Origin of the sequence: Streptomyces sp. NPDC101776 (assembly GCF_044766845.1) — a bacterium.
Lineage (GTDB): Bacteria > Actinomycetota > Actinomycetes > Streptomycetales > Streptomycetaceae > Streptomyces.
The window spans coordinates 439,015-452,144 of record NZ_JBIWMV010000002.1 but is presented as its reverse complement, the minus strand read 5'-3'; the positions used below and the strand labels follow the sequence as shown (position 1 = coordinate 452,144).

The 13,130-nt window shown below is 68.9% G+C and carries 16 protein-coding genes; 6 read left to right on the top strand and 10 right to left on the bottom strand.

Translation table 11 applies throughout. The annotated features are described in order from the left end of the window. Window positions 1-14: 14 nt before the first annotated feature. Genes ACIRRY_RS07815 through ACIRRY_RS07805 form a run of 3 tightly spaced genes read left to right on the top strand, consistent with a single transcriptional unit; the run spans window position 15 to window position 2,175 of the window. Window positions 15-803: a metal ABC transporter ATP-binding protein gene (locus ACIRRY_RS07815; RefSeq protein ID WP_403969048.1), complete on the top strand. Its 789-nt coding sequence runs from the start codon at window positions 15-17 to the stop codon at window positions 801-803. Then, window positions 803-1,705: a metal ABC transporter permease gene (locus ACIRRY_RS07810; RefSeq protein ID WP_403969046.1), complete on the top strand. Its 903-nt coding sequence runs from the start codon at window positions 803-805 to the stop codon at window positions 1,703-1,705. Before ACIRRY_RS07815 ends, ACIRRY_RS07810 begins: the two co-directional genes overlap by 1 nt. A gap of 59 nt (window positions 1,706-1,764) precedes the next feature. Then, window positions 1,765-2,175 (top strand): Fur family transcriptional regulator, encoded by a 411-nt coding sequence (locus ACIRRY_RS07805; protein ID WP_200686659.1) that lies wholly within the window; start codon window positions 1,765-1,767, stop codon window positions 2,173-2,175. Window positions 2,176-2,278: 103 nt separating this feature from the next. Here ACIRRY_RS07805 and ACIRRY_RS07800 read toward each other — a convergent pair whose 3' ends face one another. The 6 genes from ACIRRY_RS07800 to ACIRRY_RS07775 form a co-directional block, all read right to left on the bottom strand. Then, window positions 2,279-3,124, bottom strand: coding sequence for an isoprenyl transferase (locus ACIRRY_RS07800; RefSeq protein ID WP_403969044.1), 846 nt, complete (start codon window positions 3,122-3,124; stop codon window positions 2,279-2,281). A 36-nt stretch (window positions 3,125-3,160) separates the two neighbouring features. After that, window positions 3,161-3,910: a DNA repair protein RecO gene (recO, locus tag ACIRRY_RS07795; RefSeq protein WP_403969042.1), complete on the bottom strand. Its 750-nt coding sequence runs from the start codon at window positions 3,908-3,910 to the stop codon at window positions 3,161-3,163. Between the two features lie 185 nt (window positions 3,911-4,095). After that, window positions 4,096-4,311, bottom strand: coding sequence for a hypothetical protein (locus ACIRRY_RS07790; RefSeq protein ID WP_403969040.1), 216 nt, complete (start codon window positions 4,309-4,311; stop codon window positions 4,096-4,098). Window positions 4,312-4,693: 382 nt separating this feature from the next. Next, window positions 4,694-5,074: a VOC family protein gene (locus ACIRRY_RS07785; RefSeq protein ID WP_403969038.1), complete on the bottom strand. Its 381-nt coding sequence runs from the start codon at window positions 5,072-5,074 to the stop codon at window positions 4,694-4,696. Window positions 5,075-5,144: 70 nt separating this feature from the next. Then, entirely contained in the window at window positions 5,145-5,819 is a 675-nt protein-coding gene (locus ACIRRY_RS07780) for a response regulator (RefSeq protein ID WP_403969036.1), read from the bottom strand. After that, window positions 5,816-7,009, bottom strand: a complete 1,194-nt coding sequence (locus ACIRRY_RS07775) for a sensor histidine kinase (RefSeq protein ID WP_403969035.1) — start codon at window positions 7,007-7,009, stop codon at window positions 5,816-5,818. The genes ACIRRY_RS07780 and ACIRRY_RS07775 overlap by 4 nt, the downstream gene beginning before the upstream one ends. On the opposite strand from ACIRRY_RS07775, the gene ACIRRY_RS07770 reads away from it, so the two are divergent. Together ACIRRY_RS07770 and ACIRRY_RS07765 are read left to right on the top strand one after the other, a co-directional pair. Beyond that, window positions 6,899-7,327: an ATP-binding cassette domain-containing protein gene (locus ACIRRY_RS07770; protein ID WP_403969033.1), complete on the top strand. Its 429-nt coding sequence runs from the start codon at window positions 6,899-6,901 to the stop codon at window positions 7,325-7,327. The two genes, ACIRRY_RS07775 and ACIRRY_RS07770, sit on opposite strands and share 111 nt — an antisense overlap. A gap of 50 nt (window positions 7,328-7,377) precedes the next feature. Then, complete coding sequence (locus ACIRRY_RS07765; RefSeq protein WP_403969031.1) at window positions 7,378-7,551, top strand: hypothetical protein; 174 nt, start codon at window positions 7,378-7,380, stop codon at window positions 7,549-7,551. Window positions 7,552-7,810: 259 nt separating this feature from the next. On the opposite strand, the gene ACIRRY_RS07760 is transcribed toward ACIRRY_RS07765, so the two are convergent. Together ACIRRY_RS07760 and ACIRRY_RS07755 are read right to left on the bottom strand one after the other, a co-directional pair. Next, complete coding sequence (locus ACIRRY_RS07760) at window positions 7,811-8,800, bottom strand: SCO2521 family protein (RefSeq protein WP_403969029.1); 990 nt, start codon at window positions 8,798-8,800, stop codon at window positions 7,811-7,813. Between the two features lies 1 nt (window position 8,801). Then, on the bottom strand, window positions 8,802-9,809 hold the full coding sequence (locus tag ACIRRY_RS07755; protein ID WP_403969027.1) for an SCO2522 family protein: 1,008 nt from the start codon (window positions 9,807-9,809) through the stop codon (window positions 8,802-8,804). 156 nt (window positions 9,810-9,965) lie between these two features. Here ACIRRY_RS07755 and ACIRRY_RS07750 point away from each other — a divergent pair, with 156 nt between their 5' ends. After that, the gene (locus ACIRRY_RS07750; RefSeq protein ID WP_403969025.1) at window positions 9,966-11,183 is read left to right on the top strand and encodes a GNAT family N-acetyltransferase; all 1,218 of its coding nucleotides are present in this window, start codon (window positions 9,966-9,968) and stop codon (window positions 11,181-11,183) included. A 15-nt stretch (window positions 11,184-11,198) separates the two neighbouring features. Here the strand turns inward: ACIRRY_RS07750 and ACIRRY_RS07745 are convergent, their stop codons facing one another. Then, on the bottom strand, window positions 11,199-12,161 hold the full coding sequence (locus tag ACIRRY_RS07745) for an FAD-dependent oxidoreductase (protein WP_403969023.1): 963 nt from the start codon (window positions 12,159-12,161) through the stop codon (window positions 11,199-11,201). A 196-nt stretch (window positions 12,162-12,357) separates the two neighbouring features. After that, window positions 12,358-13,101: an SCO2525 family SAM-dependent methyltransferase gene (locus tag ACIRRY_RS07740; protein WP_403969022.1), complete on the bottom strand. Its 744-nt coding sequence runs from the start codon at window positions 13,099-13,101 to the stop codon at window positions 12,358-12,360. Between the last annotated feature and the right edge of the window lie 29 nt (window positions 13,102-13,130).

Here is a 13,130-nt window from a genome sequence, read left to right as displayed (position 1 = left end):
CAAGTGACCAGCAAATGACCGGCACGGAGGACGAGTTGATGAGCGACTTGATGAGCGAGTCCGTCATATCGCTGCGCGGTGTCCGCGCCGAGCTGGGTTCACGCCCCGTCCTGCGCGGCATCGACCTCACCGTGCGGCGCGGTGAGGTCGTCGCGCTGCTCGGCGCCAACGGCTCCGGCAAGTCGACCGCGATCCGCACGATCATCGGCCAAGTCCCGTTGTCCGCAGGGGAGATCGAGCTGTTCGGCACCCCGCGCCGCGCCTTCAAGGACTGGCGGCGCGTGGGCTACGTACCGCAGCGCACGACGGCCGCGGGCGGCGTCCCCGCCACCGTCACCGAGATCGTCGCCTCCGGCCGCCTCTCCCGCGCCCGCTTCGGCCTGCTGCGCAAGGCGGACCACGACGCCGTACGGCACGCCCTGGAGCTGGTCGGCATGGCGGACCGCGCCAAGGACTCGGTCAACGCGCTCTCCGGCGGCCAGCACCAACGCGTGCTGATCGCCCGCGCGTTGGCCGCCGAACCCGAACTCCTCATCATGGACGAGCCGATGGCGGGCGTGGACCTGGCCAGCCAGGCGGTCCTGGCGGACACCCTGACCCGTCAAGTGGCCGAAGGCGCGACGGTGTTGCTCGTCCTGCACGAACTCGGCGCGCTGGAGCCCCTGATCGACCGCGCCGTCGTCCTGCGCGACGGCTGCGTCCAGCACGACGGCCCGCCCCCGCGCGCCCTGGGCCAACACGCCCTGCCCGGCCACGACCACGTACACCCGCACCAGCCGCTTCACACAGGACTGCTGAGCTGATGGACCTCCTCGACTACGCCTTCATGCAGCGGGCGCTCATCGCCGCCGTCCTCGTCGGCATCACCGCCCCCGCGATCGGCATCTACCTCGTCCAGCGCCGCCAGCCCCTCATGGGCGACGGCATCGGCCACGTGGCGATGACCGGCGTCGGCCTCGGCTTCCTGCTGAACGCCTCCCCCGTGTGGATGGCCACCGCCGTCTCCGCCCTCGGCTCCGTCCTCATGGAACTGATCCGCTGGTACGGCAAGACCCGCGGCGACATCGCCCTCGCGATGCTCTTCTACGGCGGGATGGCCGGCGGCGTGATGTTCGTCAACCTCGCGCCGGGTGGCTCGAACGCCAACCTGAGCTCGTACCTCTTCGGCTCGCTCTCCACGGTCTCGCAGTCCGACGTGACGGCGATCGGCATCCTCGCGGCTTTCGTGATCGTGGTCACCCTGGGGCTACGGCGGCAGCTCTTCGCCGTCAACCACGACGAGGAGTTCGCGCGGGTCACCGGCCTGCCCGTGCGCGCCCTGAACCTGCTGACGGCGGTCACCGCGGCCGTCACGGTCACCGTCGCGATGCGGGTCGTCGGCCTGATCCTGGTGTCCGCGCTGATGGTGGTGCCGGTCGCCGCGGCCCAGCAGCTCACCCGCAGTTTCGGGGCGACACTGGCGATCGCGGGCGTGATCGGTGTGACCGTGACGGTCAGCGGCACCGTCACCTCGTACTACCAGGACGTCCCGCCCGGCGCGACGATCGTGCTCCTGACGATCGCCGCGTTCATCTTGCTGACGGCCCTGGCGGCACCGCTGGCGAGGCGCCGGGCCCGGGCCGCGGCCGCCGCACGGCCGGCCGGGGACCCGGTGGAGTGCGCGATTCCGGCCACCCGGGAGGCCGCCGACGAGGTCGGCGTCTGACCATGCACAGCCCGGGCTGGCACAATGGCTCGGCAAAGTGCAGACGTGAGGAGACAACGGTGACGACGGCCGGCCCGCCCGTAAAGGGACGATCCACCCGCCAGCGTGCCGCCGTGTCGGCGGCGCTCAACGAGGTGGACGAGTTCCGCAGCGCCCAGGAACTCCACGACATGCTCAAGCACAAGGGCGACTCGGTGGGCCTGACCACGGTCTACCGGACCCTCCAGTCCCTCGCCGACGCCGGCGAGGTGGACGTCCTGCGCACCTCGGAGGGCGAATCGGTCTACCGCCGCTGCTCCACCGGCGACCACCACCACCACCTGGTCTGCCGCGTCTGCGGCAAGGCGGTGGAGGTGGAGGGGCCGGCCGTCGAGAAGTGGGCGGAGGCGATCGCGGCGGAACACGGGTACGTGAACGTGGCGCACACGGTGGAGATCTTCGGCACCTGTGCGGAGTGCGCCGCTGGTTGAGCGGTTGTTGTGCGGGTTTGTCGGTGTGGGCGTCTCTGGGGGCTGCCGCCCCCAGACCCCCGCCTCGGCCCCGAAAGGGCCTCGTCCTCAAACGCCGGACGGGCTAAAGAGAACCGCCTCGCATGTCCTTCTCCATCTCCAGCAACTTCTCGTTCGGGACCGCGCCGCCGAACCGCCGGTCCCGCTGGGCGAATTCGACGCAGGCGCGCCAGAGGTCGCGGCGGTCGAAGTCCGGCCACAGGACGTCCTGGAAGACCATCTCGGCGTAAGCGCTCTGCCAGATCAGGTAGTTGGAGGTGCGCTGTTCCCCGCTGGGCCGGAGGAACAGATCGACCTCGGGCATGTCCGGGTAGTACATGTACTTGGCGAAGGTCTTCTCGTCGACCTTGGCCGGGTCGAGCCGGCCCGCCCGCACATCCTCGGCCAACGCCTTTGCCGCGTCGGCGATTTCGGCCCGTCCGCCGTAGTTCATGCAGAAGTACAGGGTGAGCGCGTCGTTGTCCTTGGTCTGCTCCTGCGCGATCTGCAACTCCTTGGCCACCGACCGCCACAGCTTGGGCATACGGCCCACCCACCGCACCCGGATGCCGAGTTCGTCGAGGGTGTCACGGGTCTTGCGGATGAAGTCGCGGTTGAAGTTCATGAGGAAGCGCACCTCGTCGGGCGACCGCTTCCAGTTCTCGGTGGAGAAGGCGTACAGCGAGATCGCGCCGACACCCATCTCGACGCCGCCCTGCAACACGTCCAACACCCGCTCGGCGCCGACCTTGTGGCCCTCGGTGCGCGGCAGCCCGCGCTCCTTCGCCCACCGCCCGTTGCCGTCCATGACGATCGCCACGTGCTTCGGGATCAGCTCACCGGGCAACTTCGGCGCACGGGCCCCGGAAGGATGCGGCTCAGGCGTCTTGTACTCGCGCCGCTGGCGCCCCAGAATCCCGCGTACGACCATGACGTTCTCGTTCCTCTGTTCTCTGAGCCTCGGTGCTTACGACTTCTCTACGTACCGCAGCGAGCGGAGCCCGCGTTCCAGATGCCAGTGCAGATAGGCGGAGACCAGCCCGCTGCCCTCCCGCACATGCCGCGCCTCGCACGCGTCCGCCGTCTCCCAGTCTCCCGTAAGCAGCGCACCGAGCAGATCCAGGGCCTGCGGTGAGGGTACGACGCTCCCGGCGACCCGGCAGTCGGCGCAGATCACCCCGCCGGACGCCACGGAGAAGAACCGGTTCGGCCCGGGCATCCCGCACTTCGCACAGTCCCCGAAGCTCGGGGCGTACCCGTTGACGGCGAGCGACCGCAGCAGGAACGCGTCAAGAATCAGATGCGGCGCGTGCTCCCCGCCTGCCAGCGTCCGCAGCCCGCCCACGAGCAGCAGATACTGCTGTACGGCGGGCTCGCCCTCGTGGTCGGTGAACCGCTCGGCGGTCTCCAGCATGGCCGTACCGGCGGTGTACCGCGCGTAGTCGGCGACGATTCCGCCACCGTACGGAGCGATGGTCTCGCTCTGCGTGCACAACGGCAGCCCGCGCCCGACGAGTTCACTGCCCCGCGCGAAGAACTGCACGTCCACGTGCGAGAAGGGTTCCAGCCGGGCGCCGAACTTCGACTTGGTCCGCCGCACCCCGCGCGCCACCGCGCGCACCCGCCCATGCCCCCGGGTGAGCAGGGTGATGATCCGGTCCGCCTCGCCGAGTTTCTGGGTCCGCAAGACAATGCCGTCGTCCCGGAAGAGACTCATCGGGCACCCCCGCGGGTTTTCCGCCAGGGGTACGGAGGTCGCCCTCCGGGCGACCGCGGCATGATCCGGTCCGCCTCACCCGGCTTCCGGGTGCGCAGCACGATGCCGTCGTCGCGGAACAGACTCATGGGGCCCATTGTCCCCTACGGCCCAGTGGCCCTACGCCGTTCCGGGGCACCCCCGTCTCAAGGCACCTCGCCGCGGCTGCGGGCGTTCGCGTACGCGGTCGCCGCGCTCAGCCGCTCGGCCGGGGTCGCGTCCCGCACGGCGGCCGGCTCGACGTCCCACTCCCGTCCGCCGCCGTACGGGCGCAGTTGAACATAAGGCCCCTCATGCCCCATGACGATGCCGACTCTGCCCGTACGGGTGTCCATGGCGATCGATCCGACCGGCGGTTTCATCGGCGGCTCCATCGCTCTCCTCGCACCCGAATCCGCAATTCCATCAAGATGTCCTTCGCCTCCGAGCAGTGTGCCCACACCTGGCTCCCCTCCCTTTTCGAGTTTCACGCTTCTTAACTCGAGGGAGCCCCCGCACCCCTACACTCGGCAGGAGTCTGTCGACCACAAGTGCGGTGCGGACCAAGGGGGTTGGCCATGGCCAACGGTTCACGGCAGACGGCTTGAAGGTTCAGCGGAGTCGAGCGGGGACGGCGGCGGCACGTTTATCGGCCAGTTCGAACAGGCCATTCGGAAAACGTCGGAGTGAGTGGACCGGAGCGAGCAGACCGGAGCGGTTTGATCAGATCTATTCGTTCAGACGGGTTTGATCAGAACGGCTTGTTCAGAGCGGCTTGATTCGGGCCTTGAGCAAACAGAACTCATTGCCTTCGGGGTCGGCGAGAACATGCCACTGTTCTTCCCCGGTCTGGCCGATGTCGGCGAAGCGGGCACCGAGCTTCAGCAGGCGTTCGAGCTCGGCGGCCTGGTCGCGGTCCGTGGGGTTGACGTCGATGTGCAGCCGGGACTTCCCCGGTTCCGGCTCGTCCCGGCGGCTGAAGAAGAGCGTCGGATGCGGACCGCCGAACCCTTCGGGCGTCCCGATCTCCGCCCACTCGCCCTCCTCGCTGTCGAGCAGGACGAAGCCGAGCACCTCGCACCAGAACCGCGCCAGCGCCTCGGGGTCCCGACAACCGAGCACGAGCTCACCGATACGACATGCCACAACGGCCTCCTAGCTGTGAAAAGAACCTGGCGACCGTATCGGAGGAGTCGAGCACGGGCGAACTGTTTTCCTACCCCACCGAGACCAGCCCCGCCTCATAGGCCAGGATCACCAACTGGACCCGGTCCCGCGCGTCCAGCTTGGTGAAGAGGCGGGTCAGATAGGTCTTCGCCGTGGCCACGCTGATGCACAGCTCGGCCGCGATCTCCGTGTTGGACAGCCCTGAGCCGACCAGTGTCAGCACTTCGCGTTCCCGCTCGGTGATACGCGTCAACTCCCGCGGGGTTCGGGCCGGTTCAGGGCGGGAGGACGCGAAGTCACGGATCAGCCGCCGGGTCACGCTCGGGGCGATCAGGGCGTCCCCGGCGGCCACCACCCGTACCGCGCCGATGATGTCGTCCAGGGCCATGTCCTTGACCAGGAACCCGGACGCGCCCGCGCGCAACGCGCCGTAGACGTGATCGTCGTCGTCGAAGGTCGTGAGGACAAGTACCCGCACCGGCACCGCACCCGCCGGCGAACTCTCCATGATCGTCCGCGTGGCCTCGATGCCGTCCATCCCTGGCATGCGGAGGTCCATCACCACGACATCCGGGGCGAGTTGGGCCGTCAGCCGTACGGCCTCGGCACCGGTGCCGGCCTCCCCGACGACCTCCATGTCGTCGAGGTCGGCCATCACCATCCGCAGTGCCGTACGGATGAGTTGCTGGTCGTCGGCGAGGAGCACGCGGACGGGCCCGCTCATCGGGCCACCGCCGTCGGCACCGGAAGCCGGACCGCGACCCGGAATCCGCCCTCGGGACGCGGAGCCGCCGCGAACTCCCCGTGCAGCAGCGCCACTCGCTCCCGCATACCCGCCAGCCCGAACCCGGTGTCGGTGGCCGTCCCGTGCCCGTGCCCGTCGTCGGTCACCTCCAACGCGAGTTCGTCGTCGCGGTAGTCGAGGGTGACCCGGCACGCACTCGTCCCCGCGTGCCGTACGACGTTGGTGACGGACTCCTGGACGATGCGGAACGCCGACAGGTCGATGTCGGGCGGGAGTTGACGCGGCTCACCGCGCCGCCGCACGTCGACCCGGACCCCGGCCGCCGTGGTCGTCGCGGCCAGCCGGTCGATGTCACCGAGCCCTGCGGACAGGACCGGCGTCTCGTCGGCGGCCCGCAGCGCGACGAGCATGCGGCGCAGCCCGGCGAGCGTCTCGCGCCCCTCGGCCTCCACGGCCCGCATCGCCTGCCGCGCGGCCTCCGGCTGGGTCGTAGCGACCCGGGCCGCCGCGCCCGCCTGGAGGGCGATGATGCCGATGCTGTGGGCCACGGTGTCGTGCATCTCCCGTGCGATACGCAGCCGTTCGGCGGTGACGGCCTGGGTCGCGGCCTGCGTGGTGAGCCGCTCGGTGTACGCGCGGCCCTGCCGGACGGAGTTGCCGATCAACCAGGCGACGACAGCCAGGAGAGCGGGCATCGACCAGCTCTGCCAGTCGCCCCGGCCGGTGTCATGGGTGAGGAGGAGGGGACGGCCGAGACCGGTCCGGGTGAGTTCGTAGGCGGGCAGCACGGCGACGGCCAGAGCGAGCGCGGCGAGGCTCCGGCGGCGGGTGGAACCGGCGGCGACCCAGCCCACGGCGATGTCGATCGCCGCGCAGTGGACGAGGCCGATCGTCAACGCGTCCAGCCCCAGCGTCACGGCGTAGGTCCCCACCACCAGCAGCCCGATCCCCGACAGCGGGCGCCGACGCAACGTCACGAATCCGGCCAGGGCGAGGACACTGCCCACCCCGATGAGCACCCAGTCGCCGGGCGTGGGCGGGAAGGGGTCGGTCGGCATGTGAGGCAGCCGGAAGAAGGAGCGGACCGCGAACAACGTGCCGTAGACCCAGGGCACGCCTGCCCAGGCGCCCGGGGGTATGCGTTTGAGGAGGGGCGGGGTGGGGGGCATGGCGGGATCGTAGGGGCGAGGGGTGGGTGGGGGCATCGGCCCGGAGACGTACGACCGGGGTCGACATCGACAGCACGGGAGTGTCGGCGCCGGGCCCGTGCTGGGGACCGGTCACCCTCGCCACCGTGGTCCCGTGATCGAGGCCGCCGAACTCACCGAGCGGTACGGCCCGGGCACGTCACCGGGTTCCTCGGCCCGAACGGCGCGGGCAAGACGACAACTCTGCGGATGCTGCCGGAACTTGTGGATCCGATCGGCGACAGTGCCAGAATCGGCGCCGCCATCCCGTGGTCTGGGGCCACGTCGGCTCGCTGCTGAAGGCAGGCGATGTACATGGCGGGCGGTCCGCTCGGACGGATCTGCGGATCGTGGCCCGGAACAAGCGCATCCCGGCGGAGCGGGTGGCGCCGGCCGCATCGGCAAACTCACACGAACACCGCTTCCTCCTGTGGGAGTCGACGACCGAACACGCCTCCCCGGAGGCGGCCTTCATGGAGCTGACCGCCGACAGCGTCGAATACCTGGCCCGAGACTCCCGATGACGACCGTGATCGCGTCACCCGTGCCGGTGTCGACTACGTCGACCCGTCGGCGCGATCACGGTCGTGGGTGAGTAATCGACGGGCCTGATCCACACGGCCTTCGCGGCCGCGCCGGACCGCCGGCACCGATGCCGGCGGAAGTGGCGGTGCTGACGGCGGTCATGTTGGCCCCTGCTCGCCCCGGTGTCCGCGCCGGCCGGCCTGGCGCTGGGAGCCCCGATCCGGCACAGCGCGAGGTGGTGCGCGGTCGCGGCGTTGGTCACGGTCGTGACGGTGGGCCGGCGGGATGGGTGAGGTCAGGTGACGGCAATGGAAAGGCCCGCATGGCCAGTTGGTCACGGATGCGATGGCGAAGGTTCTCCCATTGGCGGCTGAAGCCCGGTTCCCGCTCCAGGACGTCCCACAGCTGGCCCAGCTCGCGGTCCACGCGTGCGCGGGGCATCCACAGGTGCAGGAGGTGGTCGACGGCCGGGCGCAGCGCCAGAACCGGTGCGGGCCCGTCCGCCGCACCGAGCCGGCTGTTCTCCAGCATGTGCACCACGGTCGTCAACAGCCAGTCGTGCAGCGCGAGATCCTCACACAGACCGGCGACGGCGGCGGGCGGGGTGCCCTCCGGCAGCCGCAGCTCGACGGTCCGCAACCCGTCCTCGGCCAGCGTAAAACAGTCAAGTGACGGCACCTCGCCCGCAGGCGCAAACCGCGCGGCCCAACGCAGCTGTGTTCTCCGGGACTTGAAGGGAGCCTCGCGGTCGAGGAGCGGGTGGCGCACCAGTTGCTCCAGCAGTCCCTCGGCGATCATTCCCAGGTCCAGTTCGCCGCGCCCGGCACCGCGTAACACGCCCTCCGCAGCGGCCTGTTCAGGCAGTTTCCCGAACGGCTCGACCACACCTGGCCTTACCAGATAGTGCCCCCAGGGGCGGCGCACGTCGAGGCCGTATGCCGGGACGCTGAAGTAGGCGGTGGACTGGAGGACGCGGCCCTCAGTGAGCACCCCACGGGCGGCCACCGTACCGACGGCTCGGATCTTGGCACCGTTCGAGGTGGGCAGCCTGCAGTCCACGCCCGTCAGGACCTGGGGCGAACAGGCGTACAGATTGGGCCGCTTGGACACCCTGACCTGCTCGTCGCCGCGCAGCCTCAGCAGTTGGGTGGCGCCGTACCCGTTCAGTGACTGCATGGATGGCAGCAGGCAGGTGTGCACCTCGCCGCAGATGAGGACCGAGCCCGCCGACCGGCCGGGGGACGGCATGTCAAGTCCTCTTCGGAGAAGGTGGGTTGGCAGGCTTCCCGACGGACTCCACGCCCGGCTCCTCGTAGAAGACGTAGGTCGCGCGCTGAGCCACAGCCTCCGGCACCGCGACGCCTTCGCCGGCGGAGCGCACGGCGACCTGTTGGAGCGCTACGGAATCGACGTCCACCTGGTCGAGGATGAGCCGTACGGCGTCCTCGACCGCGAGGAACCGGTTGGGCATCAGTGTGCAGGTGCGGTACGCGCTGAAAGGCGCCGCGGACTCGGTGAGCCTGAGCAGCGGCGGCAGCCGGTCCCAGTCGTGCGGGAAGTCCCCACCGGTCCAGGGGCGCGGGGCCAGCACGGGTTCGCCGAGGTGTCGTAGCAGACCGAGCCGGGCCAACTGCCATACGGCGGCCAGGAACGGACAGGACCACAGCCACTCGTCGTCCTCCTTGGACCACAGCTCGACGTCCATGAAGACCGAGTGGTTGCGGGCCATGGTCTCCTGGGGCGGCTGCCAGGCCATGCTCTCGGCCGGCACGCCGCGCGGGGCGGGAGTGCGCTGACCGTTGGCGAGCCAGCCGGTCTGGCTGACGGGCGGGCGCGCACCGTTGCTGCCCGGCGGCGGCGACTCCACGAGACGGTGCAGAACCGACTCGGCCAACGCGATCCGGTCAGCGACCGCGCAGCCCGACTCGCGGGCCAGGTAGTCGATGACCAGGCCTGCCTTCTCGGCCTCCGTCAGCACCAGTGGGACGATCTCGGCCGGTGTGGAAAAGCGGTTGAAGTAGTCGTCGATGAGAAAGCAGGTGCTGATGCGGGGCCTTTTGAGACCCGCGCGGCGAGCTGCGGAGGCGCGTACGGCGTCCACCCAGATGCGCACCTCCGCGAAGTGCTCGCGCAGCCGCTCGGGGCCGGCTTCGAAATCCTCCATGTAGAGGTGGCCCAGCTCCAGGGAGAGATGTGCGAGCGGGACGGACTGGGTACGGGGTTCCGCGGTGGATTCCCTGAACACGGACTCCGTCACAGCCGTCTCCACCTTCGTGTCATGGGTCTTGCAAACCTCGAGAACACCACGGTCGTGATGACTCAACCGTACCTGTGCGGCGCGCAGTTGATCTGTAAGATTCAGCCCCTGGCGACCACGTGACACCTGATGTCGTGCCGAACGAAACGGATGGACATGGCTGTATGGCCCACCCGGGCGGCGTCCGCCGCCGACCTGGCCGCATTGCGTTCGCTACTGACCGATTCGTGCGAGACTGCGATCATTCCGACGTCGGCACTCCTCGCCGACGCCATTGACCGCGACCTGGTTCGGGTGCTCGAATCCGCAGGCGAGCTGGTCGGGTGCATCGCTGCGGAAATGCCTTCACCGGAGCATGTGCGGATTTCCGTGATCGCGGTTCGTGAGGGAATGCGCAGGCAGGGTATAGCCAAGCAACTCCTGACCGAGATGGTGACGGACATTCCCCGGAAATCGAGCGAGCCGCCGCTGATATCCGTCGTGGCCAGGACGGAGCAACTGGCGCTGACCCGTCTCCTGCTGGCCACCGATTTCAAAGGGACCCGGGTCATACGCATGGGCGGGGCAGGAAACGCTCTCCACATTCACTATCAGTACAAGTCCCGCGTGGAATACATAGATCCGGACGCCAGGCATCTCGTACCCGTCAGTGCTCAGGCGCAGCTCACGGAGTCCCTGTCACCTGCCGACCACGCGGTGACGGGGCTGGTGACGCTGAGCGGCGAACCTGCTTTTGAAATCGCCCGATTCGAGCAGGACGACCCCGCGACCCTCCAGTCCGGGGAAGCCGCGGCCGGCATCGCTTTCTCCGGTTCGATACTCGCCGCCATCACCTTCCTCTTGGGTTTCGCCTTCTCCTCGACCCGGTTCCCCGATGATGTACGACTGCTCCTCATCGGGGCGACGTTCAGTACCGTCCTCTCCCTGATCATCTACGCGAGCGCCTCCGGCGAGCTCGCCCGGATCCGCTCGAACTCGTTCGGCAAGATCATGAAGTGGGGCAACGTACTCTCCGAGTACGGGGGTGTTTTCCCCTTCTTGATCTCACTTCCCGTCACTTACGCGCAGGCCAGCGGCGATCCCTGGACGACCATGACCCTGGCCGTCGTGTTCAGCTCGGCGATCGCCTGGTACGAGCAGTCCGAGTTCTCCATTGCCCACCGATTCCAACGAAGCTCGTTCGAGATCGCCCTGATCGTGCTGACGGCGGCCTCGCCGACGGTCGGCGCGGCACTGATCGCGGCGAACGCCACCAGCTGGCCGTGGACAACAGTCCTGATCGCCACGCTCGCGGCCCGGACCTGGCTGTACCTTTTCCGCAGAGGCGCGGAGTCCGACATCGCGGAGCGCCGGCAATGGCAGATCAGGGAGTAGCTCCCGAAGCGCCGATCAGTGAGGGGACGGCAGCTTCCCCCGGACCCGCTCCGTGACCTCACGTGCGCATCCCCAGGACAAGGTCAGTCCAGCTCCGCCATGACCGTAGTTGTGCAGCAGCAGGGTGTCCTCGTGCCACTCGCCCTCCAGCCGGACCCGGCTTCGCACCGGCCGCAGCCCCACCCGCTGCCCGATCACCCGGGCGCCGGCGAGCGACGGCTCCACGGCGGCGCAACGGCGGATGATCTCCCTGGCTTCGCCCTCGTCGGGCCGCAGTTCCCAGGCGCCCGGCTCCGCCGTTCCGCCCAGGACCACGACGTCGCCGTGCGGGTAGATGTAGGTGAGGTCCTCGGCTCCGGGGGTGTCGTCGCAGAAGAAGGTCCGGATACCCGGGTTCTCCACCACGACGAGCTGACCGCGCACCGCCTCGACCGAGGCGTCGTCCACCAGGAACCGGGCTTCCGCGCCCGAACAGTTGACGACGACCGACGCTTGAGTCAGCGCCTCGTCGAGCGTGCCGTAGCGGTGCCGGCGCATGGATCCACCGGCCTGCTCCAGTCGTCCGACCAGGTAGCGAAGGTACCGGGGCATGTCGACGAGGGGCGCTCGGTATCGCCACCCGGCCACGAACCCCTGCCGTAGCTCTGCCGGGAGGCACATGCGTGCACCCACGAGGCTTCCCCAGACCGGCATGTCCCGGGAAACCCTGGATTCCTGAGTCCCCTCCACCAGCCGGATTCCGGTCTCCGTGTCCGCGCTCAGCGCGGTCAGCTCCGACAGCGTCTCCCGGCTCCATCGTTCCACCAGGTCGCTGGGCTCGGCCAGATACGGATCCCACATGGCACCCGCGGCCGCCGAGGTCGTAGCGCCCGGGGGCCGGTCGGTGTCGACCCGAACGTCCATTCCGGACTCCGCCAGGCAGACCGCCGTGGTGAGTCCCGAGACTCCTGCTCCGATCACCACGGCACTGGTCGACACTGCTTCGCCTCCGTCGTCGGGATCTCTTCTCGTCGCCCAGGCTCGGGCAACGTTGTCACCAGAGTTGACGATATCCGAACGGGCTTTCGTCCACCCGCCCGACGTTCACCAGGCCTACGGCAAGAATTCGTCAGGCCCGCGGCAAGAACCTGTCGTCGGTGATCCGCACCTCATGTCCCCCGCACAGACCGCTCCATCAATCCCCGCGCCGCCCCCAAGCGAGGATCGATCCGGAATAACCGTCCCGCACCAAGGCGGCCCCGCTGTTGAGCCGGTGCACCTTGAGATCGTCCGCGAATGGTTCGAGACTCGCCCGCACCTCGGCTTCTCCCACGTCACAGGCGGGGAAGGAACTCTCGCCCACGTGATAGCCCCTGGAGTGTTCCATGAAAGCGGCGGCGAAGGCAGCACCCGGGTTCAGGGCGCGCATGAATCGCTCGACGCCCAGGCCGAACTCATCGAGGGAGGAGCTCATCGACTCGGCAACGAAGAACATGGTTCCCACGGACCACCGCCCCTCGCGCTGCTCCAGAGCGAAGATGTCGCCCTGCTCGACCTTGACGACTTCGCGGAACTTCTCCCGCGGGTCCATGCCGAGGGCGCGGTACGCCTTGTTCTCGCTCAGAGAAGCCCAGAACAGGTCCCAGTTCCCGTCGTACGAGTCGACCTGGCCCTCCAGGTAGGCGACATTCGCGGGCGAGTGCTCGCAGAGGGTGATCTCGTCGCACCACGGCAGCATGGACAGGGCGGGATACAGATTGGCGCCGGCGCCCACGTCGATGCCACTGACCGGGCCGACGCCCGGCTTCCGGAAATGGTCGGCGAAATGATCGCGAACGATGTGCAGGATCTCCGCGTCCTCCGCGTGCAAGGCACGGTAGTTGTGAGCTACATAGGCGATCGAATCGAACGCGCTCCAGGCCGCGTCGGCGTTCTTCACCCGAGCATCCTTTCCCCCGACGCTTTCGA